At 59.4% G+C, this 24,657-nt stretch carries 20 protein-coding genes; 15 read left to right on the top strand and 5 right to left on the bottom strand.

The genetic code is table 11. The features are described from left to right. Positions 1-6: 6 nt before the first annotated feature. The 13 genes from FHP91_RS20185 to FHP91_RS20125 all read left to right on the top strand — a co-directional run bounded on the left by FHP91_RS20185 (position 7) and on the right by FHP91_RS20125 (position 14,605). Positions 7-1,014 (top strand): FemAB family XrtA/PEP-CTERM system-associated protein, encoded by a 1,008-nt coding sequence (locus tag FHP91_RS20185; RefSeq protein WP_391527584.1) that lies wholly within the window; start codon positions 7-9, stop codon positions 1,012-1,014. A gap of 2 nt (positions 1,015-1,016) precedes the next feature. After that, a complete protein-coding gene (locus tag FHP91_RS20180) occupies positions 1,017-2,213 on the top strand; it encodes a TIGR03087 family PEP-CTERM/XrtA system glycosyltransferase (protein ID WP_144311275.1) in 1,197 nt (398 codons plus the stop codon). Between the two features lie 8 nt (positions 2,214-2,221). Beyond that, a complete protein-coding gene (xrtA, locus tag FHP91_RS20175; RefSeq protein WP_186301652.1) occupies positions 2,222-3,760 on the top strand; it encodes an exosortase A in 1,539 nt (512 codons plus the stop codon). Then, positions 3,760-4,950: a TIGR03088 family PEP-CTERM/XrtA system glycosyltransferase gene (locus FHP91_RS20170; protein WP_144311273.1), complete on the top strand. Its 1,191-nt coding sequence runs from the start codon at positions 3,760-3,762 to the stop codon at positions 4,948-4,950. The genes xrtA and FHP91_RS20170 overlap by 1 nt, the downstream gene beginning before the upstream one ends. 10 nt (positions 4,951-4,960) lie before the next feature. Continuing rightward, positions 4,961-6,868: an XrtA/PEP-CTERM system amidotransferase gene (locus FHP91_RS20165; protein WP_144311272.1), complete on the top strand. Its 1,908-nt coding sequence runs from the start codon at positions 4,961-4,963 to the stop codon at positions 6,866-6,868. Next, positions 6,868-7,350 (top strand): hypothetical protein, encoded by a 483-nt coding sequence (locus FHP91_RS20160; protein WP_144311271.1) that lies wholly within the window; start codon positions 6,868-6,870, stop codon positions 7,348-7,350. The genes FHP91_RS20165 and FHP91_RS20160 overlap by 1 nt, the downstream gene beginning before the upstream one ends. After that, the gene (locus FHP91_RS20155; protein WP_186301651.1) at positions 7,347-7,808 is read left to right on the top strand and encodes a glycosyltransferase; all 462 of its coding nucleotides are present in this window, start codon (positions 7,347-7,349) and stop codon (positions 7,806-7,808) included. Before FHP91_RS20160 ends, FHP91_RS20155 begins: the two co-directional genes overlap by 4 nt. Positions 7,809-7,870: 62 nt before the next feature. Continuing rightward, the gene (locus FHP91_RS20150; RefSeq protein WP_144311269.1) at positions 7,871-8,476 is read left to right on the top strand and encodes a class I SAM-dependent methyltransferase; all 606 of its coding nucleotides are present in this window, start codon (positions 7,871-7,873) and stop codon (positions 8,474-8,476) included. Positions 8,477-8,592: 116 nt separating this feature from the next. Next, positions 8,593-9,798 (top strand): TIGR04063 family PEP-CTERM/XrtA system glycosyltransferase, encoded by a 1,206-nt coding sequence (locus tag FHP91_RS20145; RefSeq protein ID WP_144311268.1) that lies wholly within the window; start codon positions 8,593-8,595, stop codon positions 9,796-9,798. Beyond that, positions 9,795-10,916 (top strand): glycosyltransferase family 4 protein, encoded by a 1,122-nt coding sequence (locus FHP91_RS20140; protein WP_144311267.1) that lies wholly within the window; start codon positions 9,795-9,797, stop codon positions 10,914-10,916. Before FHP91_RS20145 ends, FHP91_RS20140 begins: the two co-directional genes overlap by 4 nt. Next, the gene (locus FHP91_RS20135) at positions 10,913-12,262 is read left to right on the top strand and encodes a phenylacetate--CoA ligase family protein (protein WP_144311266.1); all 1,350 of its coding nucleotides are present in this window, start codon (positions 10,913-10,915) and stop codon (positions 12,260-12,262) included. Before FHP91_RS20140 ends, FHP91_RS20135 begins: the two co-directional genes overlap by 4 nt. A 28-nt stretch (positions 12,263-12,290) precedes the next feature. Continuing rightward, a complete protein-coding gene (locus FHP91_RS20130) occupies positions 12,291-13,649 on the top strand; it encodes a putative O-glycosylation ligase, exosortase A system-associated (RefSeq protein ID WP_144311265.1) in 1,359 nt (452 codons plus the stop codon). A gap of 8 nt (positions 13,650-13,657) precedes the next feature. Beyond that, entirely contained in the window at positions 13,658-14,605 is a 948-nt protein-coding gene (locus FHP91_RS20125; protein WP_144311264.1) for a polysaccharide deacetylase family protein, read from the top strand. 4 nt (positions 14,606-14,609) lie between these two features. Here the strand turns inward: FHP91_RS20125 and FHP91_RS20120 are convergent, their stop codons facing one another. Continuing rightward, a complete protein-coding gene (locus FHP91_RS20120; protein WP_144311263.1) occupies positions 14,610-16,343 on the bottom strand; it encodes an SLC13 family permease in 1,734 nt (577 codons plus the stop codon). 18 nt (positions 16,344-16,361) lie between these two features. Beyond that, positions 16,362-17,129 carry a 3'(2'),5'-bisphosphate nucleotidase CysQ gene (gene cysQ / locus FHP91_RS20115; RefSeq protein WP_144311262.1) on the bottom strand — a complete coding sequence of 256 codons (768 nt, stop codon included), beginning with the start codon at positions 17,127-17,129 and terminating at the stop codon, positions 16,362-16,364. A 914-nt stretch (positions 17,130-18,043) separates the two neighbouring features. On the opposite strand from cysQ, the gene cysD reads away from it, so the two are divergent. Together cysD and cysN are read left to right on the top strand one after the other, a co-directional pair. After that, complete coding sequence (gene cysD, locus FHP91_RS21555; RefSeq protein WP_281281813.1) at positions 18,044-18,994, top strand: sulfate adenylyltransferase subunit CysD; 951 nt, start codon at positions 18,044-18,046, stop codon at positions 18,992-18,994. Next, on the top strand, positions 18,994-20,904 hold the full coding sequence (cysN, locus tag FHP91_RS20105) for a sulfate adenylyltransferase subunit CysN (RefSeq protein WP_144311260.1): 1,911 nt from the start codon (positions 18,994-18,996) through the stop codon (positions 20,902-20,904). The genes cysD and cysN overlap by 1 nt, the downstream gene beginning before the upstream one ends. Before the next feature lie 169 nt (positions 20,905-21,073). Here cysN and FHP91_RS20100 read toward each other — a convergent pair whose 3' ends face one another. From FHP91_RS20100 to FHP91_RS20090, 3 genes are all read right to left on the bottom strand, one after another. After that, positions 21,074-22,360: an ArnT family glycosyltransferase gene (locus FHP91_RS20100; RefSeq protein ID WP_144311259.1), complete on the bottom strand. Its 1,287-nt coding sequence runs from the start codon at positions 22,358-22,360 to the stop codon at positions 21,074-21,076. 79 nt (positions 22,361-22,439) lie between these two features. Next, positions 22,440-22,805 carry a hypothetical protein gene (locus tag FHP91_RS20095; protein WP_144311258.1) on the bottom strand — a complete coding sequence of 122 codons (366 nt, stop codon included), beginning with the start codon at positions 22,803-22,805 and terminating at the stop codon, positions 22,440-22,442. A gap of 81 nt (positions 22,806-22,886) precedes the next feature. Further along, entirely contained in the window at positions 22,887-24,488 is a 1,602-nt protein-coding gene (locus tag FHP91_RS20090) for a UbiA family prenyltransferase (protein WP_246116386.1), read from the bottom strand. Positions 24,489-24,657 lie beyond the last annotated feature (169 nt).

Raw genomic sequence — 24,657 nt, 5'->3', positions numbered from 1 at the left:
CACCATTTGACCGAGAGTGACCACGCTGCATGGGACGCCTTCGTGTTCAAGTGCCCCGACGCCACGTTTTTTCATCAGGCCGCCTGGCAGGGGCTGATGGAGGACGTGTTCGGTCATCGCACCCATTTTCTCTATGCGCGCCGAGGCGGCGAGATTGTCGCCGTTTTGCCGCTGGCCGAAGTGCAGAGCCGCCTGTTTGGCCATTCACTGACATCGCTGCCGTTTTGCGTCTACGGCGGGGTCGTTGGCGAGGCCACTGCGGTGCCCCTGCTGGAAGCCGAGGCCGAGCGCATCGCGCTGGCGCGGGGTGTTCAGCACCTCGAGTATCGTAATCTGGTCGCCCGCCACACCGACTGGCCGCGACAGGATCTGTACGTCACTTTTCGCAAGACGCTAGACCCCGATGTCGAAGCGAACCTCGCCGCTGTGCCCCGCAAGCAGCGGGCGATGGTGAGAAAAGGCATCAAAAATGGCCTCGTGAGCCACATTGACCCCGACGTAGAGCGGTTTTTCGCGCTCTACGCCGACAACGTCCGTCGCCATGGCACGCCCGCGCTACCCAAGCGCTTCTTTGCCTCGCTTCAGGATGTCTTTGGTGAGAAATGTGAAGTGCTGACGGTGACGAGCCCTGAGGGCAAGACACTGTCGAGCGTCCTCAGCTTCTACTTCCGAGATGAAGTCTTGCCGTACTATGCCGGCGACGACCTGGCTGCGCGGAGCCTCGCGGCCAATGATTTCAAATACTGGGCCCTCATGCAGCAAGCCTGTGCCCGTGGCGCGCGCCTCTTCGACTACGGGCGCAGCAAGATCGGCACCGGCCCCTACAGTTTTAAAAAGAACTGGGGGTTTGAGCCGCAACCTTTGTCTTACGAATACCGCTTGTACAAGCGTGACGCCGTGCCGCAAAACAATCCCATGAATCCCAAGTACCGCGCCTTCATTGCGATGTGGAAGCGCTTGCCCTTGCCCGTGGCCAATGCACTCGGCCCCTACATCGTGCGGAACCTGGGCTGAGCATGGACAAACCGCCACTGCTCTATCTGGTCCATCGCATTCCGTACCCGCCCAACAAGGGCGATAAGCTGCGGTCGTTTCACCTGCTGAAGCATCTCGCAGAGCATTTCGAGGTGCACCTTGGGACATTTGTTGATCATCCTGACGACTGGCAGCATGTGCCAGCGCTTGACCAGTGGTGTGCCTCTGCGCATGTGGGGCGGCTCAATCCGGTTGTCGGGCGCATCAAGAGCTTGACCGGCTTGTTTGGTGGCGAAGCACTCACCATTCCTTATTATCGTGATCGCGCCTTGTCGAGCTGGGTGCGCGATACGGTGGAGACCCAGGGTATTCGGCAGGCCGTGGTGTTCAGCGGTGCGATGGCTCAGTATCTGGAAGGCGTTCATCTCGACCGCACCTTTATCGATTTTTGTGATGTCGATTCGGCCAAGTGGACCCAATACAGCGAGTCTCGCCGGTGGCCGATGTCATGGTTGTACCGCAGGGAAGGGCGTTTGCTTGGTCGCTTCGAACAGCGCTGGGCCGAACGGGCAGATTACGCCAGTTTTGTCACTCGCGCGGAGACAGACCTCTTCTTACAGGGTGTTCCGCAGTTGGGCGGCAAAACATTGGTGGTCGAAAACGGTGTGGATGCGGAGTTCTTTTCTCCCGTCAATGGGGGTGTTTCTCCATACGAAGCGGCCGGCCCCCATCTGGTGTTTGCCGGCGCCATGGACTACTGGCCCAATATTGATGCTGCTTGCTGGTTCGCCAACGAGGTGTTGCCGCTCGTTCGGGCGCGTCATCCAATGGCGCACTTTCACGTTGTCGGAATGAACCCGGCGCCGTCGGTCAGGGCGCTCGACGCGCTCGAAAATGTTCACGTGACCGGCACGGTGCCAGACGTCAGACCCTATGTGCATCATGCCGATGTTGTTGTGGCCCCGCTGCGTGTGGCAAGAGGTATCCAAAACAAGGTGTTGGAGGCCATGGCAATGGCTCGACCCGTGGTTGTCTCCAATGCGTCCGCAACTGGCTTGCGTGGCATGGTCGGCCTGACCCATGAGGAGGCCGAGACGCCGGGCGACTACGTGGCCGCCATTGAACGCTGCCTTGAGCCAAAGGCACGCGACATGGGGCAGCGAGCACGTGATTTGATCTTGAACGCTTATGCTTGGCCAGCCCACCTGTCTGCCGTTTCCCAATGTTTGACCGCTTGACGAATTCAATGACAACCGATTCCATGCCCATCGACGTAAAAGAGAACGAGCCGGGTGAGCGCGGAATGCTTGCGCATAATCTTGGATTGCTACTGATCCTGCTGCTGGGTTGGTTGCTTGCGTTCTGGCCGAGTTTTCGCGATATGGCGGAACTGTGGATGCGATCAGGCACCTTTGCACATGGCATGGTGGTGTTGCCGATTTCGGCCTACCTGATCTGGACGCGTCGGGGGCCATTGAACGCTGTCGCACCTCAACCGGCCTGGTCGATGCTGTTGCCGCTGGTTGTGGCCATTGTGATTTGGTGTGCCGGGGTCGCATTCAGTATTGCAAGTGTTGAGCATTTGGCAGCCACTGCTGTTCTTGTGCTGCTGGTCTGGCTGTGCGTTGGGCACCGGTTTTTTCGTGTAATCGCATTCCCCATGCTGTTCTTGTTTTTCATGGCGCCGGCGGGGGATTTCCTGGTGCCGACGATGATGGATTACACGGCCGAATTTACCGTTCGCGCATTGCGTCTGACGGGCGTGCCTGTGTTCCAGGAAGGACACTATTTTGTTGTGCCAAACGGCCGTTGGTCGGTCGTAGAGGCCTGCAGCGGCATTCGTTATCTGATTGCGTCGTTCATGGTCGGCACGCTCTACGCTTACCTTAGCTATCGCAGCTTGATCAAGCGAGCCATGTTTATCGTGGTTGCGCTGCTCGTGCCGGTCATCGCCAATTGGTTTCGTGCCTACATGATTGTGCTGATCGGATACCTCAGCAATAACGAACTTGCCGTGGGGGTCGACCACCTGATCTATGGCTGGGTGTTTTTTGGGGTGGTGATCATGGTCATGTTCTGGATTGGCAATCGTTGGGTCGATCCGGATGAGGTCCAGCAAGTCCACGGCTGGAAGGGTCAGACTGGGACCCCGCGTGCAACTGTTCTGCTGGGCGTAGTCGTGGTTGTTCTTTTGCTTGCCATGACAGCCTGGGCCGGTGCTATGGTTCGCCCGACCAACAGCGATCTTCAGCTAGGCATGAGCCCGCCGGCACTCGCTGAGGGCTGGGACGTCGATCCTGATACTCAGGTATTTCGCCCCGATTATCACGGCTTTCGCGGTGAGTCCGGCACCGTTTATCGCCGAGACAGTGATGTTGTCAGTCTGTACGTCGCGCTCTATGCGGATCAGGCGCCGGGACATGAAATGGTGGCCTGGTCAAATCAGCTCCGGCCTGAGAGAAAGACTTGGCGGATTGTCGAAGAGGCTGACGATGCCATGCCTGTCGGTCAGACAAACTATGCGCGCCTGATTGGTCCGGCCGGTGCGCTGAATATCTGGCATTGGTATCGGATTGGTGAGCATGTTGAAGGTAACGATTATCTCGCCACCTTCCGTATTGCCTTGCGTCGATTGAGTCTGGGTCGGGATGATGGTGCGCATCTCGTCATTGCCGTTCCCGGGGATGACAAGGCTGAAGCTCGCAAGCTTGCGGTGGCGTTTCTTGAGGAGAACCACGGGCAGATCGGGCACGCGATTGATGCCGTTTTTGAGGCAAAGGATTGATGACGGAGGTGGCTGCTCCGCCGCTTGTGGCGCATGTGCTCTACAGCTTTCGTATCGGTGGCCTGGAGAACGGTGTCGTCAATCTCATCAATCGCATGCCGATTGGTCGATATCGCCATGTGGTGATCGCGCTGTCGGACTGTGACAGCGATTTCATCAAGCGAGTGACTCGTCCCGATGTTGAGTTCATCTCTCTTCACAAACCTCCGGGGCATGGTTTCAAGCTTTTCGGGGCGATGTATCGGTTGTTGCGAAAGCTCAATCCGGCCATTGTGCACACACGCAATCTGGCGGCGCTTGAAATGACGTTGCCTGCCTGGATTGCTCGGGTGCCGGTGCGCATCCATGGCGAGCATGGCTGGGATACGTCAGACCCAGGCGGTGCGTCGCGGAAATATCGTCTTCTGCGGAGGCTTCATTCGCCATTCGTGACACAGTACATCGCCTTGTCAGCGCAGCTCTCGTCATATTTGACCCAAGGTGTTGGCATTGCGGCTGCTCGGGTGACACGGATCTGTAACGGTGTCGATGTGATGCGCTTTTTGGTGCGGGCAGAGCGTACCGAGTTGCCGGACGCTCCGTCGGAATTTTTGAGCGGTGGTGGCCTGTTTTTCGGTACGGTCGGGCGCCTTCAGGCGGTCAAGGATCAGCTCAATCTGGTGCGTGCGTTCGCCGCGTGGCGTGCGGCGGGTAGTGCTGAGGCACTCGCGGCACGCTTGGTGCTGGTGGGTGATGGTCCGCTCCGTGCCGAAGTTGAAGCGCAGATCGCCGCGGCCGGGTTGAAGGATGTCGTGTGGTTGGCTGGTGCGCGGGATGATGTGCCGGCGATCATGGCCGCGCTCGACTGCTTCGTTTTACCATCGCAGGCGGAAGGCATTTCAAACACCTTGTTGGAAGCGATGGCATGTGGTTTGCCCGTGATTGCGACCCGGGTTGGGGGGAATGAAGAGCTGGTGGTCGACGGCGAAACCGGATGGCTAGTGCCGCCGGGCGATCCAAGTGCTTTGGCCGAGGCCATGTCCAGCATGGCGAAAGATCCGGCGCGACGTCAGCAGATGTCTCATGCGGCGCGCGCACGTGCCGTGACGCAGTTTAGCCTTGAAGCGATGGTAGATCGCTACTTGGCCCTGTACGATCAAACGCTGGCCCGAACCGTTGTGGTGGGGTCCGAGATGAATTCAAGAACCTGAGAAGCAATCTATGTGCGGCATTGCCGGTCTGTTTGATCTGGAAGGACGTCGGGATTTTTCGCGAGACCTCGTCACGCGCATGAGCGACGTGCAATACCATCGCGGTCCGGACGAAGGTGGTTATCACTTTGAGCCGGGCGTTGCGCTCGCGCACCGCCGTTTGTCGATCATCGACCTGGCAACCGGTCAACAACCGCTGTTCAACGAAGATCACTCTGTCGCAGTGGTCTTCAACGGTGAGATCTACAACTATCAGTCGTTGGTTCCCGAGCTTGAGGCGCTGGGCCATGTGTTTCGCACGCACAGCGACACCGAAGTCATCGTTCATGCGTGGGAGGCGTGGGGCGAGGCCTGCGTCGAGCGTTTTCGCGGCATGTTTGCCTTCGCGCTGTGGGATCGTAACCGGCAAACCTTGTTTCTGGCCCGTGATCGACTCGGCGTCAAACCCTTGTTCTACGGGGTGATGAAAGACGGCAGCTTTGCTTTTGGCTCAGAGCTCAAAGTGCTGATGGCGCATCCCGGGCTGGATCGACGCATCGATCCGCTGGCGGTCGAAGAGTATTTTGCGTTGGGTTATGCGGCGGAGCCACGCACGATTTTCAAGGGCGCAGCCAAGCTCGATCCCGGTCATACGTTAACCCTCCGGCGCGGCCAGCCGATCCCGGCGAGTCGGCCGTATTGGGATGTCCGCTTTACGCTCGACAACCCGATCAGCCTGGATGATGCCGTGGCCGAGCTCAATGAGCGGCTTCACGAATCGATTCGCCTGCGCATGATTTCCGAAGTGCCGCTGGGCGCATTCCTTTCTGGTGGGGTGGATTCGAGCGCCGTGGTGGCGACCATGGCGGACCTGTCGTCCGGGCCGGTCAATACCTGCTCGATCGGCTTCGACGACCCGGCCTTCAACGAATCCGAGTTTGCCAAGATGGTGGCCGATCGCTACCACACCAACCACCACACCGAAACCGTCATGTCCGACGATTTCGACCTGATCGACAAGCTCTCCGCGCTCTACGACGAGCCCTACGCCGATAGCTCCGCCATCCCGACCTACCGGGTGTGCGAACTCGCGCGCAAGCATGTCACCGTCGCCTTGTCGGGCGATGGTGGCGATGAGAGCTTTGGGGGCTATCGCCGCTACCGTCTCCACATGATGGAGCAGCGCATGCGCGATGCGATGCCGCTGGGGCTGCGTCGGCCGTTGTTTGGCGCGCTCGGTTACGCCTATCCCAAGGCCGATTGGGCGCCGCGCATGTTTCGCGCCAAAACCACCTTTCAGGCCATCGCGCGGGATTCGGTGGAGGCCTATTTCCATTCAGTGTCCATCCTGCGCAACGATCTGCGCAGTCAGGTTTTCTCTGATAGCTTCAAGCGGGAGTTGGGCGGATACAACGCGCTGGAAGTGTTCCGGCGCCACGCCGGCAATGCCCAGACAGAAGACCCGTTGGCGCAAATCCAGTATCTCGACCTTAAGACCTATCTGGTGGGTGATATCAACACCAAAGTCGATCGCGCCAGCATGGCTCACTCGCTTGAGGTGCGCGAACCTTTGATGGATCACCCGCTGGTGGAGTGGCTCGCCGGCCTGCCGAATGATCTGAAAATCCGCGGCCAGGAGGGAAAATTCCTGTTCAAGAAGTCCCTTGAGCCAGTCTTGCCGAATGACGTGCTCTATCGTCCGAAAATGGGCTTTGCCGTGCCGCTGGCACGTTGGTTCCGTGGTCCCCTCAAAGACCGCGTCCGTGAGCGTCTGACGGGTGCGGTCATGGCTGACTCCGGCGTGTTCGATATGGCGGCTTTGACGCGCATGGTGGACGATCACCAATCCGGACGCCGGGATTACAGCGCGCCACTTTGGACTTTGATGATGTTCGAGTCGTTCCTGCGCGGGGGCGGGAGCGGAGCCGGAGGGCAGTAATGCGACCCACGGTATTGCTCTATGTGCCCGGCGGTGGCTTTCAGCTTGAGTCGCAGATGTTGCTCGATCAGCTCGAAGGTGTGGATCTCGCGCTGATTTTGCCGGGTGATTCCGTGATTTCCCCGTGGATGGAGGCGTTTCCCATTCACCGTGTTGTGCCGTTGGGAACTCGCGCGCAGCGCAGTCGCTGGCACACCATTCGTCGATTTGGCCGCAACTTGTGGCAGAGCCTCGGTGTGCTCAGAAGCGTGAAGCCCGACTATGTGGTGTGTATTGGTTCGTCGATCTGCGTGCCGGGCTTTGCTGTCGCCAAGCTGATGGGCGTGCCGAGGGTCTACATCGAAAGCATCACGCGTACCGATTCGCTATCCGCGACGGGTCTTCTTGTCGAGCGCCTCGGGCTCGCATCGCGTTTCTATGTCCAGTGGCCTGAGCAAGTGGCCGGTCGTAGTGATCGACATTACCAAGGGTGCGTGTTGTGATCTTCGTGACGGTCGGAACGACCCACTTCGATGCATTGATTCGCGCGGTTGATGAACTTGCCGGGAGCGGAAGGCTGCCCGGGCCGGTGGTGTTTCAGATCGGCTCGGGACAATACGAACCCGTTCATGGTGCCTTTTTTCGTTTCAAGCCGAGTATCGATCAGGAGTTGAGCGAGGCCGATCTCGTCATCACGCATGGCGGCGCGACGGTTTTTTCCCTTCTGGCGCAACGCAAGCGCTTTGTGGCCGTTGCGAATACATCGCTGGATGGCAATCATCAGGCCCGTTTCCTGGCCTTCCTGGGGGCGCGATCGTCGATGACCTGGACCGATGCGCCGGATGAGGTCGGAGCCTGCGTTGAGAGGGTGCTTGTGAGCGAGCCCGCGCGTCTTGAGGCGCCGTCGCTTGCGCCGGATCTATTGGCATACATGAGAGTGTGCAACAATCGAATGGCATGAGTCCGGACGCTGGCTATTCAGCCATCCGCGCGCTTGTGTTCGTGCTCGTGGAGGGCCTGTAAATGATTGAGAATTATCGCCTCGACACCATCCGCAACAAGACCCGGGGAAAGAAAGTCTTGGATGTCGGCTGTGTTGATCACCGCTCCGCCAACGAGCAGGGCGAGGAGTGGTTGCACCGTGTGATCCGTGAGCAGGCAGCAGAGCTGGTAGGGCTGGACTTTGAAGCCGACGAGGTGCGCAAGCTCATTGAACGTGGCTACAACATCGTGCATGGCGACGCCGAGGTCAAAGACCTTGGGCAGACCTTCGATGTGGTGGTGGCCGGCGAGTTGATTGAACACCTGGAAAACCCGGGGCGGTTTCTGCGCAATATGCGCAAGCATCTCGTGCCGGGCGGTGAGTTGATTCTCACCACGCCGAATCCGTTCTATCCGAAACGTCTTGCCGAGATACTGCTCGGGCGGCATGCGCAGGTCAATCCGCAGCATGTGTCGTGGTTCTGCCCGCAGACATTGAAGGCAATGATGGCCAGAACCGGTTTTGTCGACATCGAAATCACGCCCTTTAATAACTCCCAACGAATGCGCGGCGCGGTTGAAGCGCTAAGCCGGTTTCGACCGTGGTTTGCCACCAATTTGCTGGCCTGCGCGCGTAATCCCGGTTGATGGGATTGGCTCAGTGCATCGGATGGGAAAATTTAACGGTTGGCTGCCAGTAGGGGCGGCCGTTCGGTCAAAGTACGTTACCCTGATTCCCCGATAGCAGCGATTGTTTTCCGGGCATGAAAACGCTTCACATCCTAGATCACTCCATTCCCTTGCACAGCGGTTACACCTTCCGCACAGCCAACTTGCTGCGCGAGCAACGTGCGCTTGGCTGGGAAACTCATCACCTGACCTCGCCGAAGCAGGGGGCTTGCAGCGCAGCGTCCGAAGAAGTGGACGGCCTGCTGTTTCATCGCACGCCCGTGCCTGCCATGCAGTGGCCGGTGGTGGGTGAAATGGCGTTGATGAAAGCCACCGAGCAGCGACTTGACGCTTTGGTGACGCAGATTCAGCCCGATGTGCTGCACGCGCACTCGCCGGTGCTCAATGCATTGCCTGCCTTGCGCGTGGGCCGCCGTCGTGGCATCCCGGTGGTCTATGAGGTGCGCGCCTTTTGGGAAGACGCGGCGGTGGACCATGGCTCGACTCACGAGGGCAGTGTGCGTTATCGGCTGACGCGGGCGCTCGAGACCTATGCGCTGCGCAATGTCGACCATGTGTTCACCATCTGCGAAGGCTTGCGCAAGGACATCGTCGGGCGGGGGATTCCGGCAGGCAAAGTGACCGTGATTCCCAATGCGGTCGATGTCACGCAGTTTCAACCCTGCGGCGTGCCCGATGCCGTGCTCAAGACCGAGCTCGGACTCGATGGCTGTGATGTCGTCGGGTTTATCGGTTCCTTCTATGCCTATGAGGGCCTCGATCTGTTGCTGGATGCGTTTCCGCAGATGCTCGTCCAGCGTCCCAATCTGCGCTTGTTGCTGGTCGGGGGGGGCTCCCAAGAGACCCGTTTGCGCGCTCAGGCCGCGGCTTTGGGTGTCGCCGACAAGGTGATCATGCCGGGGCGGGTGCCGCATAGCGAGGTCAAGCGTTACTACGATCTCATTGATGTGCTGGCCTATCCGCGCCACGCGATGCGCCTGACCGAACTGGTGACGCCGCTCAAGCCGTTGGAGGCCATGGCGCAGGGGCGAATCTTCGTTGCTTCGGATGTCGGTGGTCATCGCGAGCTGATTCGCGACGGTGAAACCGGCGTGTTGTTCCCGGCGGGAGATGCGGGGGCGCTGTCCGATGCGATCTGTGCGCTATTCGATCGCCGCGACCAATGGGGTGCAATGAGCGTGGCCGGTCGCCACTTTGTGGAAGAGGTCCGCAACTGGAAGAACAGCGTGGCGAACTACATTCCGGTCTACGGTCGTCTGGCCGGCGCTGACGTTGCATGAGCTTCAAGTCTTTGAGTCTCGTTGTTGTTGGGCCCTTGCCGCCGCCTGCCGGTGGCATGGCCAATCAGACGCGTCAGCTGGCCGAGTTGTTGCGCAGCGAGGGCGCGCGGGTCACGGTGGTACAAACCAACGCGGCCTATCGTCCGCAGTGGGCCGGTCGATTGCCCGGTGTGCGGGCGGGGTTTCGTCTGGTGCCGTATCTCGTCGATCTGTGGCGCGCCTGCGGCCAGGGTCGGTTGATGCATCTTATGGCGAATTCCGGCTGGTCCTGGCATTTGTTTGCGGCGCCAGCGATTGTCGTGGCCCGCTTGCGTGGGGTGCCCGTGGTCGTGAATTATCGTGGTGGTGAAGCCGGAAGCTTTCTGAGTGGGTCGGCCGGTGTCGTGCGCCGGGCCATGCGCCACGTGGCCGCGCTGGTCCTGCCATCGGGTTATTTGCAGGCGGTGTTTCAAGGCTATGGCATGGCGGGCGAGATCGTGCCGAACATCATCGATCTCGAGCGTTTTCGCCCGTCTGGCGCGGCCGTCGCTGGCACGGCACCTCACATCGTGGTCGCGAGAAATCTTGAGACTATCTATGGCATCGACGTGGCACTGCAGGCCTTTGCGCAGATTCGCCAGACGGTGCCTTCGGCGACGTTGTCGGTGGCCGGATCCGGGCCGCAGTTGACCAGTTTGCAGGCGCAGGCCGAGGCGCTGGGCATTGCCTCCGCCGTGCGATTTACCGGTCGCCTGGATCGGGATGAGATGGCCGATCTCTATCGCTCGGCGGATGTCATGATCAATGCCAGCCGCGTCGACAACATGCCCAATTCGGTACTCGAGGCGCTGGCCAGTGGTGTTGCTGTGGTGTCGACTGACGTCGGCGGCGTGCCGTATATCGTCGAGCACGAGAAAACCGCATTGCTGGTGCGGCCTGACGCACCGGCGCCGATGGCGCAGGCGGTGGTTCGTTTGCTGGAGGATGAGGCCTTGCGACAACGCCTGGTCAAGACCGGGCTTGCTGATGTGGTGCGCTATCAGTGGGCGTCGGTCAGCGCTCAGTGGCTGGCGGTGTATCGACGGGCCTTGGGCGGTTTGCCGGCGGTCGATTCTTCGGTGGAGGGCGCGCGGTCATGAGTGTCTACACGCGATTTGTGTCTCAGGCGGTGTTTCCCTTGCAGGAGCGGCTCAAGAAGCACGACACCGTGCGCGTGCGCCGCGCGATGGAGGCCTCCCAATGGTGGCCTGCGGCGCGACTCGAAACCTTTCAACTCGATCGTCTGAGGGCTTTTCTGTCGGATGTTAGCGCGCATGTTCCGTACTATCGGCAAGTCTTTTCGGCGGCGGGATTCGATCCGGCCACGATCAGCCGTGTGGCCGACCTGCAGCGATTGCCCTTCCTGACCAAACCGGTCATCCGAGCCAATACTGACGCTTTGCGTGCGGACGATGCACGTGGGCTGGCGCGGTTTAATACCGGCGGCTCCAGCGGTGAGCCGCTGATATTTTTCATCGGTGATGAGCGTGTGACCCACGATGTGGCCGCAAAATGGCGCGCCACGCGATGGTGGGATGTCGATATTGGTGATCGTGAGATTGTCGTTTGGGGCTCGCCGATTGAACTTGGGGCACAGGACCGGGTACGTCAGTTCCGCGATGCGCTGATGCGTACCGAACTGATGCCGGCGTTTGAAATGTCGGAGACGAAGCTCGACGGTTTCGTGGCCCGCATTCGCGCGCGTCGTCCGGCTATGTTGTTTGGCTATCCGTCAGCGATCAGCCATATTGCCCGGCATGCCGAAAAGCGGGGTATCCGGCTGGATGACCTGGGCGTTCGGGTGGTGTTTGTGACCTCTGAACGTTTGTACGATGACCAGCGCGAAAGCATCGAGCGATTGTTTGGCTGCCCGGTGGCCAACGGCTACGGCGGTCGCGATGCCGGCTTCATAGCGCATCAGTGCCCGTCGGGCAGCATGCACATTACGGCCGAAGATATTGTCGTCGAGATCGTCGACGCGTCGGGCCAGGTGTTGCCGTCAGGGCAGTCCGGTGAAATCGTCGTGACCCATCTGGCGACGCGTGATTTTCCGTTCATCCGCTATCGCACCGGGGATATTGGCGTACTTGATGACACGCCCTGTGCCTGTGGTCGCGGCTTGCCGGTATTGAAAGAAATCCAGGGCCGGAGCACGGATTTTGTCATCGCGCTCGATGGCACCGTGATGCATGGCCTGTCACTGATATACGTATTGCGCGATATTCCCGCTGTGCGAGCGTTCAAGATCATTCAGGAAACACTGACCCTGACGCGGGTTCAGGTAGAGCCGGGCGAAGGCTTTTCGGACCGGGATGTTGCGTCGATTCAATCTGGCCTGCAGGCGCGCCTCGGCGCCTCGGTGGAGATCGTGGTGGAGCAGGTGGCGCAAGTGGCGCCAGAGCGCTCTGGCAAGTTCCGCTATGTCATTAGCAAGATTGCAGGGTAGATAGGGTGATGAATACAGGAGTTGCAACGTGCGGGATCTGATTGTCACCGTCCTATTTATTGTGGGAGCGGTTGTTGCGCTCAAGCGGCCGTATTATGGCGCTTTGCTGTGGGTCTGGATCGGTTTGATGAACCCTCACCGCCTAGGCTGGGGTTTTGCGTACAGCTTGCCTTTTGCCATGGCTTCAGTGGTCATCATCGCACTGGGTATGTTGTTCTCCACACGCTCGATACGGTGGCAATCCGGGGCCCCTGTCGTTGTGCTGGTTTTGATGATTCTCTGGATGACGTTGACATCGTTCACCGCCATGCTGCCCGAGCCCAGTCAGGCCAAGCTTATCGACGTGCTCAAGGTACTGGGAATGACACTGGTGGTTGGCGCACTTGTAGCCAATCGCGAACAGATTATTGGTCTGATCTGGGTCGTTGCGGGGTCCATCGCCTTTTTTGGTGTTAAAGGCGGCATTTTCACCCTGACGACGGGCGGGGAGTTTCGCGTGTGGGGGCCGCCCTCAAGTCTGGTTGAAGGTAACAATGAACTCGCATTGGCGCTGATTATCTCTATCCCGTTTCTCTATTTTCTTGCAAAGCAGGCGACCGTCGCGCGTGAATTTGTGTTGGTTCGATTTCTGCCGGAGAAATGGTTGCGTCGGGGTTTGATGGTGTCGATTTTGTTGTGTGCGGTTGCCGTCATCGGCAGTCATTCCCGCGGCGCGCTACTGGCGATTGTTGCCATGGCGGCCATGATGTGGTGGCGCAGCCGGTCTAAGGTGTCGATGGGATTTTTGTTGCTGGCCCTGACGCCGGCGATTCTTCTTTTGATGCCGGAAGAGTGGTTTTCCCGTATGGGAACGATTGAAACTTATCAGGAGGATTTGTCGGCGCTGGGTCGGATCAACGCTTGGCATATGGCCATCAATATCGCGAACGATCGCATTTTTGGCGCTGGTTTCGCTACGGCTTCGCCCGTTGTTTTCAACGCCTATGCACCTAATCCCGATTGGGTTTTTGTAGCACACAGTATCTATTTTCAGGTTCTCGGCGACCATGGCTACATCGGTTTGGGGCTATACCTGCTTTTCTGGATCCTGACCTACCGCGTGGCCGGCCGTTTGGCCGCGATGGAAGGGCGTGGTGCCCGCTTCGAGTGGGTTGCGATGCTTGGGAACATGACCAAAGTGAGTTTGGTCGGATTTGCAGTCGGGGGCGCCTTCCTGAGTCTTGCTTACTGGGATATGCCGTTCTATCTGATGATTATCCTGCTTGCGACCGAGCGCTATGCAAAAGAAGTGTTGGTCAAGGCGCCAGAAGACGTCGTGCCTTCTGCTGAGGTGGGAAATGGTGAGACGCCATCTCACCAACGCTCCTCCATCGTTGCGACGGGTTGAGATTCGTGATGTTGATGCGATCGGCGTTTCATCTGGCCAGTACCCGGGGCGGTAACGCCCGCTTGAGCATTTTTGTCTTTCATCGGGTATTGCCGACGCCTGACCCCTTGTTTCCGGCCGAAGTGGATGTTGCCGCGTTTGATCGGATGCTCGGGTGGATTTGCCGCTGGTTTCGTGTCGTCCCGCTCGCCGAGGCCATTGACCAAATGCGGCGGGGTGACCTGCCGGCTCGGGCGGCCGCCATTACCTTTGATGATGGCTACGCGGATAACCTCACCCATGCGTTGCCGATCCTTCAGCGACATGGCGCGTCGGCGACGCTGTTTGTGGCGACCGGGTTCCTGGATGGTGGCCGCATGTGGAACGATACGGTGATTGAATCGGTACGTCGTACACCACTCGCTCAACTTGATCTGTCCGCGATCGGTCTCGGCGTGATCGCGACCGGGACGATTGCCGAAAAGCGCCAAGCAATTGACTACCTGATTCCGCGCACCAAGCACCTTCCGCCAGATTCGCGTCAAGCGCAGGTGGCGGCGATTGCCAATGCCTCGCAAGCGATGTTGCCAGATGATTTGATGATGCGTTCGGATCAGCTTCAGGCGTGGCATCGGGCTGGCATGGGGGTGGGGGCGCATACCGTGACACATCCCATTCTTGCTACCACCGAGCTGGATTCGGCGCGACAAGAGATGGCGGATAGCAAGACGCAGCTTGAAGCCTTGCTCGGTGAACGCATTGGTTTGTTCGCTTATCCGAACGGAAAGCCTGAGCAAGACTATCGCTCAGAGCATGCCAGGCTGGCGGCTGAGCTGGGTTTTGATGCGGCCGTGGCAACGGTTTGGGGCGTCGCCAAGCGCGATAGCGATGTGTTCCAACTCCCGCGCTTCACGCCGTGGGACCGAACGAAGTATCGTTTCGGTTTAAGGCTTCTACAGAATCTGTTGTCGAGCTGAGCTTTCAGGGGAAGAACGGAAACACCCGCGGCACCAGCAGCAGTACCACCGTTCCATAGACCAGCGCGACCGGTGTGCCGGTGCGCACGAAGTCCATCACCCGGTAGCGCCCTGGCGAGTAGACCATCAGGTGGGTTTGATAGCCGAAGGGGATCAGGAAGCCGGCGCTGGCGCCATAGGCCACCAGCATCACAAACGGGGTGGGGTCGGCGCCGAAGGCGTGGGCGGTCGACAGCGCAATGGGGAAGGCCAGCGCGGCGGCAGCGTTGTTGGTGACTACTTCGGTGAGGACCACGGTCATCAGGTAGATGCCGATGAACGCGCCCCACACGCCCAGATCGCCAAAAACATGGGCGACAACGTCCGAGATGATCGCTGCGCCGCCCGAGGATTCGAGCACGCGTGCGATGGCCAGGGCGGCGCCGATGACCAGAATCAGTTCAAACGGAAAGCGCCGACGAATCTCAGCCATCGAGAGCAGGCCGCTGGCCAGAAAGGCGCCAAGCAAGAGCAGCAGCCCAGCAAACAGGGGCAGCACGTTGGTGGCGGCAGCGATGATCACGCTGGCGAATCCGCCGACCACCCAGCGGGTTTGCGGATTGGTGAGCTTCGGGTGCAGCGGGGCGCCGCCCACACGGTGAAAGTTGCGTGCCAGATTGCGGTGCTGTGCAAAATCGGCGCCAGCTGCCAATAGCAAGGCGTCTCCGACCCGGAGCGGTATCCGGCCGAGTTGACCGGTCAGGCGTTTGTCGCCACGGCGGATGCCGACTACGCCCGCATCGAACATGGTGCGGAAATCGACCTCGCGCAAGGTCCGGTTCGCCAGTTCCGAATCGCTGGAAATCACCACTTCAACCAGATTTGACCGCAGCAGATCATCGGCGCGCGTGCCGAACACCTGCAAGCCGGGGAAGCGGTCGATGACCTGCATTTTCTCGACTTCACCGGTGAAGATCAGCACATCGTCGGCATGCAGGATTTCTTCGGGCGACACCGGTGAAATGAGCCGTCCGCTGCGAACGATCTCAACCAGGAAGAGTCCGTCGAGGTTGCGCAATTTGTTTGCTTCAATGCTGCGACCGATGAGGGGCGAGCCGGCTGTCAGGCGGGCTTCCAGAAAATAGGCCTGGCGCGGGCCACCGTCGTCGCCGGTGCGCACGGGTAGCCAGCGGGCGACGAGCGTCAGGCAGACGATGCACGCCAGGGCCACGGGGACGCCGACCGTGGTCATTTGGAACATCGAAATCGATGGCAAGCCAGCGCGCTCGGCGAAGGAATTGACCACCAGGTTGGTGGAGGTGCCGACCAGCGTGGTGATGCCGCCTAGCACGGCTGCGTAAGACAGCGGCAGCAGCAAGCGCGACGCGGGGTGATGGCGCTGGCGGGTGATGGTGCCCAGCAAGGTGCTGACCACGGCGGTGTTGTTGAGAAAGGCAGAGCAGGCCGCGGTGATCAGACACATGCGGAAGGTGGCGAGGCGTTCGCCGCCCTTGAGGAGCGTGTCCGAGAAGTGCTCGATGAGCGGCGCGCGTTCCAGTACCAGCGAGATCAGCAGCAACAAGAGCAAGACGGCCAGCCCGGGGTTGGCGTAGCTCTCAAGGAGTTCTCGCTCGCTGATCAAGCCCAGCAGATGGTAGCCACCGGCCCAGCCACAAAATAGCAGTGCTGGAGACAGGCGGCCATGCACCAGCAGCGCGACCAGCAGGGCAAGTGAGAGCAGAACCCAGGTGGCGGTCATGAAAGGGCGTTGCGCCGGTCAGTTAGCCGCGCCCGCGGCGACAAAATGCGGATTGGCGAAGTCGGGCTTGCCGTAAGTCAGCGGTGCGTCATCGGCGCGGGTGAGTCGCCCGCCTGCGGCCGACAGCACGGCATGACCGGCGGCGATGTCCCATTCCATGGTGCGGCCCAGACGCGGGTAGAGATCGGCCTCACCGGCGGCGACCAGGCAGATCTTGAGTGATGAGCCCGCGCCGCGCAGTTCGGCGACCTTGCGTCCGGCCAGGAACGCGTCGAGCGCCGTGGCGTCGCCGTGAGAGCGGCTGGCGACCACGGTGAGGCCTTCGGGCGGCACGCTGCGGACGGTGATTGGACGGCGACCGTCGGTGTCTTCGATGAAAGCACCGTGGCCGACCGCACCGGCAAACAGGCGGCCCAGCGCGGGCGCCAACACGACACCGACGGTCGGCTGGCCGTTTTCAATCAAGGCGATATTGACGGTGAACTCGCCGTTGCGGCTGATGAATTCCTTGGTGCCGTCGAGCGGGTCGACCAGCCAGAAACGTTCTCCAACACTCGGGATCTTGCCGGCGGCGGCGGCTTCTTCGGCCACGATGGGGGTGCCGGGCAGCAGCGCCGCGAGGGCGGGCAGAATCAAGGCTTCGGCGCGCTCGTCAGCTTCGGTGACCGGTGATTGATCGGTTTTGCCGCGCACCGAGAAGTCCGATCCGTAGATCGTCATGATCAGCTCGCCGGCATCGCGGACGATGGGTATCAGGCGGTCGAGCAGGGCGAGGCGATCAAGCATTCTGGGACTCCGTGGGCGGGGTTGATGGGGCAGGTTAATGCAGAAGTGCCCTGTTGGCGACGCTGCAGTTAATTATTTAACACTGAGTTGGAGCAAATAAATGTTTAATATATCACTATGCCACTTCGATTGAATGATCCATGCCGCCGCGTTTGACCGGTGATGCGCTGAACCAGGCCCGGCGTCGGGCGGTTGAGTTGCGCCGACAGGGGCGAACCCTGGCCGAGGTGGCGGCGGCGACGGGTCTGTCGGTGCCGACGGTTGTCGCTGCGGCGAAAGCATTTGCGCAGGGAGGTTGGGCGGGCGTTGATGTCCGTCCGCAGGGGCGGCCGGTCGGGAGTGGTCGCGCGATCGACAAGGCGATCGAAGCCGAGATTCGCGACGCGTTTCTGGCGTGCTCGCCGGAGAGCGCTGGCGAGGCGGGCGGGCTGTGGCAGCATCAGGCGGTTGCCCGCTGGCTGGTGCGTCGTTTTGATATTGACCTGGGTGAGCGCACGGTGGCGCGGTATGTGGCGAGCTGGGGCATTGATCCGCCCGACTGGCAAACCATTCTTCGCGCATCTGCCAAACACGATGCGGCTGAGCCCTCGGCGCTTGATTCGCGCGCGCGCTTTTGGTGTGGCGAGCAGCGCCTGGACACGACGCGGACCGTGCTGTTTGCGCGTGGACCACGCGGCCGTTTGTATTGGCGTATCGTCGCCGTGCCGTTGCAGGCGCCGGCCGTGGTCGATTTTCTGGAACGGATGTGCGCTTTGGCTGCGCGGCCATTGCAGTTGCACTGGGTGGGGGCCGATATTACGCAGGTCGGGGCGGTGGCTGGCTGGCTGATGGCCAATACGGCGCGACTGGTGCTGGTGCGCCATCGCGTGCCCGAGGCACCGCCGGCAGTATCGTATGATTCGAACAATGCGGCGTTGGCGCAATCGGCCAGCGACGATCAACACGGTTTTCGCAAGAGGACAGCAATGACATTGACCCATTTGCAACGGCTTGAGGCCGAAAGCATCCACATCATGCGCGAGGTGGTGGCCGAGGCGGACAACCCGGTCATGCTCTATTCAATCGGCAAGGACAGCGCAGTGATGCTGCATCTGGCGATGAAGGCCTTCTACCCGGCCAAGCCGCCGTTTCCGCTGCTGCATGTGGATACGCGCTGGAAGTTTCGCGAGATGTACAGCTTCCGCGACAAGATGGTGAAGGAGCTGGGACTCGATTTGCGGGTGCATATCAACCCCGAAGGCGTCGAGAAGGACATCAATCCCTTCACCCACGGCTCGGCGATCCACACCGATATCATGAAGACCGAAGGGCTCAAGCAGGCGCTCGACATGTACGGCTTTGATGCAGCCTTTGGCGGCGCCCGGCGCGACGAGGAAAAATCGCGCGCCAAGGAGCGCATCTTCTCCTTTCGCAGCGCGCAGCACCGCTGGGATCCCAAAGTGCAGCGCCCCGAGTTGTGGAAGCTCTACAACGCCCGCAAGCACAAGGGCGAGTCGATGCGGGTGTTTCCGCTGTCGAACTGGACCGAGCTGGACATCTGGCAATACATCTACCTTGAAGACATCCCCATTGTGCCTTTGTACTACTCGGCGGAGCGCCCGGTGGTCGAGCGTGACGGCGCGCTGATCATGGTCGACGACGAGCGCATGCCGCTCAAGGCCGGCGAGGTGCCGATGATGCGCAAGGTGCGCTTCCGCACCCTGGGCTGCTATCCGCTGACCGGCGCGGTGGAATCCGAAGCCGACACGCTGCCGGCGATCATCCAGGAAATGTTGCTGACTAAAACCTCGGAGCGCCAGGGGCGGGTGATCGACCACGATTCGGCCGCGTCCATGGAAAAGAAAAAGCAGGAGGGGTACTTTTAATGGCCCACGTATCCGATCTCATCGCCTCCGATATTGGCGAATACTTGCGTAGCCACGAGCACAAAAGCCTGCTGCGCTTCATCACCTGCGGCAGCGTGGACGATGGCAAGAGCACCCTGATCGGGCGCCTGTTGTTCGAATCCAAAATGCTGTTTGAAGACCAGATGGCTGCGGTTGAAGCCGACTCGAAAAAGTACGGCACCCAAGGCGAGGATATCGATTTCGCCCTGTTGGTCGATGGCCTCGCCGCCGAGCGTGAGCAGGGCATTACCATCGATGTGGCCTACCGCTTCTTCTCGACCGACAAGCGCAAGTTCATCGTCGCCGACACGCCGGGGCACGAGCAATACACCCGCAACATGGTCACCGGCGCCTCGACGGCCGACGTGGCCATCCTGATGGTCGACGCGCGCAAGGGCATCCTCACGCAGACCCGACGCCACAGCTACCTGGTGTCGCTGATCGGCATCCGCCACATCGTGGTCGCCATCAACAAGATGGACTTGGTCGACTACTCGGAAAAGACCTACCGCAAGATCGTCGAGGATTACCGCGACTTTGCCGCCCGGATCGGCATCGAGGATGTCACCTTCATCCCGCTGTCGGCCTTCAAGGGCGACAACATCATCGCCCCCAGTGACAAGCTGCCCTGGTATCATGGCACCACGCTGATGGGCTTTCTCGAAACCGTCGAGATCGATGAAGAGCGCATGCAGAAGGCGCCGTTCCGCCTGCCGGTGCAGTGGGTGAACCGTCCCAATCTCGATTTCCGCGGCTTCGCCGGCACCGTCTCCAGCGGCGTCATCCAGCCGGGCGACCGCATCCGTGTTCAGCCCTCGGGCAAGGAAAGCACCGTCGCGCGTATCGTCACGCATGATGGCGATCTGCCGCAGGCCGTGGCCGGCCAGTCGATCACACTCACGCTGGCCGATGAGATCGATGTCTCTCGTGGCGACGTCATCTCCATCGCTGAACACCCGGCCAGCTCGGCCGATCAGTTCGAAACCACCATCGTCTGGATGCATGACGAACCGCTGCTGCCCGGCCGCGCCTATCTGCTCAAGATCGGCACCAAAATGGTCAGGGCGACGGTTACCGAAATCAAGTATCAGGTGAACGTCAACACCATGGAGCATGTCGCCGCCAAAAAGCTCGATCTCAACGGCATCGCGGTGTGCAACCTCAGCCTCGACCGCCAGATCGCCTTCGACGCCTACGCCGACAACCGCGATACCGGCGCTTTCATCCTGGTCGACCGGCTGAGCAACAGCACCGTCGGCGCCGGCATGATCCATTTCGCCCTGCGCCGCTCGCACAACATCCACATGCAGCATGTGGATGTCGACAAAGCCGCGCGCGGCGGCATGAAAGGCCAGAAACCCTGCCTGCTGTGGTTCACCGGCCTCTCGGGCGCCGGCAAATCGGCGATTGCCAACATGGTCGAGAAGAAGCTCCACGCCATGGGCCGTCACACCTACCTGCTCGATGGCGACAATGTCCGCCACGGCTTGAACAAGGACCTCGGCTTCACCGACGCCGACCGCGTCGAGAACATCCGCCGCGTGGCCGAAGTCGCAAAGCTGATGGTCGACGCCGGCCTGATCGTCATCACCGCCTTCATCTCGCCCTTCCGCTCCGAGCGGCGTATGGCGCGCAGCTTGGTGGAAGAGGGCGAATTCCTCGAAGTGTTTGTCGACACCCCGCTCGAAGTCGCCGAAGAGCGCGACCCGAAAGGGCTCTACAAAAAGGCGCGACGGGGTGAGTTGAAGAACTTCACGGGTATCGATTCGCCGTATGAAGCGCCGGAAGATGCGGAGGTTCGACTCAAAACCGTCGGCAATTCGGTTGAGGCGTCAGCGGACCAGGTGATTGAAGCCTTGCGGCGGCATCATATTTTGGGACCGGGCTGAGGCATACGGCCGCCGCACCAATGGAGATCACCGGTGCGGCGGTTGGTGCATGTTAGCCATACGGTGTCTGACCGGTCGTACCCAGAACCTCGGCGAAGTTTGGTCCTAGCGGGAAGCGTGATGCAGCACGGTAGGGAAAATTAGACTGGCGAGTGTCTTGGCAGGCTCGTCAAGAATTGGTTTTCAGCGGTGCCACCTTGGGCTTAGGCGTTTGAGAGGCCCTGCCTCTTGAACGTCCCAGGGCCGAAAATAGGGATTCAATTGCGAATGCGGCAATGATACCCACCACCGGCATGATGGGCTCACGGTATCGGAATATTACATAGAACAACATGTGCACCGCGGTGTAGCCAGCTATGGCAAGCCATAGCGTTGCGAGTTGCCCTCTATTTGCCCGGCACAGTGCTGCGCTGCCAAGTGCCGCCAACAGCAGGATCACAAATTGGATCGCCCACAACCCACGAACAATGGTTTCGGCACGGCTTGGTTCGCCTTTGCCTGTATGAAAAGGTGGTGTCCAGAAATACATGGCCTTCCGGAGTGCCAAGGCGGTGAAGTCTCCTGGGTTCTCCGTTATCCAGGTGATCGCGTCCTGTTTCAGCGCTTCGGATGCTTTGACCTCTCCTTGGGCGCGCCGGAAAGCTTCCCAGTTCTTTCCCCGAGGCGTGTCGACAATAGAGACAAACATGCCCGTAGCCGACGGATTGTTGCCCAGGTAGAGATTGAAGCCGCCGTTGGTGTTTAGCACGGGCGCGCCCAGAACGTTCATATTCCGGGCGATCCACGGCGCCGATATAGCGCTTGCGCCAGCCAGAATACAAAGAAGTAATACCGTGCGGCGCGAGGTCGGTGCTGGACTGAGCCAGAGTGCAAATGCGACGGCGCCCGCCAGTGATAGCGCCGCACTTCCCGTCAAGGCAAGCGCGCCGAATAGCAGGCCACAAGCCACAGAGGGGGCCATCGAGGGGGTTTTTGATAGTCTGAGCGCGCACCACATGACTCCTAACATCAGAGGAACCATGAGATTTTCTTTTAAAACGTAGACGCTGTAGACGCTCGCAGGCAGGTAGACGGCCCATATTGAAGCAGCGATGAGGCGTGTTGCTCTGTTACCGCCGGCTTCTTTTGCAACTTGGTAGCAGAGGACAATCGACAGGCCACCCAGGATCAGGTTGGCAATCCTTGCCGCAAGGATGTTGTCTCCAAATAATGAAAAGATCGGTGCGAGAACAAATAACGGGTAGCCCACGCTGTACATTGCGTGATCGCCCTGAAGGTCGACGATTCCATTTCCGGTGACAAGGTTCAGCGCCATGCTCGTATAAGCTAGTTCATCACTTTCCGGCGTGTGGCTGTAGAGCACTATCGCTGCGGCTCTCAGCGCAAGCCCGACGCAAACGACCAATGAAAGCCATATCCATTCGCGGTGCCCGGTTAATTTAGGAGCGCTATACATTGACGTTAGTCTTCGAGAAAAGTGTGAGTACTCGTTCAGATGGGTGATGCGCCCGTGTGCTGAGCCCACGCGCGACCCGCTAGCTGTGACCGACCATCGCCACGCCGATACAGATCATGCTTACCCCAACAAATCGAAGCAGTGTGATCTGTTCGCCCATCAAAAGGCCGACGGCAACCGTCAGGGCAAAACCCAGCCCGACCATTGGGTATGCCTTGCTGACATCCCATTGAGCCAGCACGGAGAGCCAGACGATTGCGCCGATGCCATATAGGGCGAATCCAGTCACGATCTGCATGTTCGTTGCGAGCTCGAAAATTGATTTCGCACTTAGCGAGTTTTCACTGAATTGCTTTGCAACAGAGGATGTCATCCCCGCTTTCAGGAAGAACTGCGCAGAAACCGACAAAAAAATGCTAAGTAGGGCAGCGAATAGTACTTTCATGCGGCATTCCAATCTTGAGGCGGCTTGCAGCTGATGCTTTCGTTGAAGACGTGCGCACCCTGTCTGCCGAAGGAGAGATAGCTACGTGCTTTCGATCACCATGAAATGCGCTGTGAGCATCAGGGTGATCAGACCAATTACGGTGATGCGGCTTCCGAAATCCTTGACGGCATAAACGATCGGGTCGTCATACATCTCACCTCGTGACGTTTTGATGAGGAGTCTCGTCAGCCAGTAGATCAAACCAATAGCTACCAGCCAAAGGAGGTCAGGGGTTGCATAGCGAGCTCTTGTCGCGGCGTCGCTTATGAAGAGGCCGAAGATAACGACTGAACATAGTGCGGCCCCGACCCCCAACGGCCAGATGACGGACAGATCGGTCACACGGTAGTCACGCCCCTGCGTTGCGTCCTTCCCCATCTCCTCAAGTGCGATGAGTTCGGCGCATCGCTTGACGAGCGCCAGACTCAAGAAAATGAATACGGAAAATGCGAGCAACCAAGAGCTGGTAGGGATGCCGGAGCCCACGGAGCCGGCCAGAATGCGCAGGGTATATAGCAAGGACAGGACGATCACGTCGATGATGACGTACTCCTTCAGTATCCAGCTATAGGCGCTTGTGATGATCAGGTAGAGCAGAAGCAATTGTGCAAAGGCGGCTGATACATACAGCGCCATTGCCAACGAAAGCGTCAGCGCCACGGCAGCGGCGCATAGCCCTTGCGATATCGGAATGGAGGCGCTTGCGAACGGCCGTAGCCGCTTTCTAGGGTGGGATCTGTCGTTGTCTAGATCAAGCAGATCATTGACGATGTAGGTAGCAGATGCTGCAAACGAAAACGACAGAAACCCAACCGCAACAGCAGATAATTTACTGATATCAAAGAATGAAAAAGCTGTCAGGAGTGGTACAAACAGTAATAAATTTTTTGACCACTGATGAACGCGAAGTGCCCGAAGCCACACCGTGATACCACCAGTGTCCGCAGGAAACTCTTGCTCAATCGCAACGATTTTCCGAACGTTTTTGGCAAGACTCGGCGATACAGAGACCAGGATGGCTGATTCCGCTGCGCGCCAGATCGGCAAATCTGCTGCGCTGTCACCGGCATAGACGAACCGATCACCAACATGCGCCTGAATTGCACTCAGTTTCGCCGAACCCTTCAGATTGATACTGTTTTCTGTCGCAAGTACTGCATCAAAGAGGCCAAGGTGCTCAGACACCGCTAAGGCGATCGATCGATGTGCAGCCGTCGCCAACACGATTTTCCGTCCCCCGGATTTTTGCTCGGACAAATAGTTCAGTAGGGATTGGCGGTAGGGCAGGTGCTCTGACGCGATGCGTACTTTTCCGGCAACGGCTTCTTTGAAGAGCGCTTTTCCTTTGAGCAGCCATAGCGCAATCCACACGAAGTTGAGCGGGGATAACTTGATCAGTTTGATCAACGACTCGATCAGTGTATCGGTCGGCGTGAGCGTGCCATCCAGATCGACAACCAGTGGAATATCTGTTTTCGATGACATCGATCCCTCAAACTGCTTTACTGGTTCTCCATCAAGCCAGCCGCTCTGTGAGTCGAAGTGAATAGCGACCCATTTTTCATCATGGCTCTGGCCGGAGAATGGCCTAAGGATACGACGAATGGGCAGCTTTCCATGGTGAATATTGTCACGATGCAATCGAGGTATGCCGCTAGAGTCGCGACGGGGGGTAATCCCCCCGGAAATTAGTCGCCGCCAGAAGTAGAATTTTCCACTTGCAGCAGGAGGAAGTTCTACGTGAAGACATCGCGTTTTTCAGACAGTCAGATCATCGCCATTCTCAAGCAGGCCGAGGGTGGCACGCCCG

The organism is Denitromonas halophila (assembly GCF_007625155.1).
Lineage (GTDB): Bacteria > Pseudomonadota > Gammaproteobacteria > Burkholderiales > Rhodocyclaceae > Nitrogeniibacter > Nitrogeniibacter halophilus.
Note: the sequence above shows the minus strand (reverse complement) of the source record. Positions and strands in the feature narration are given on the sequence as shown.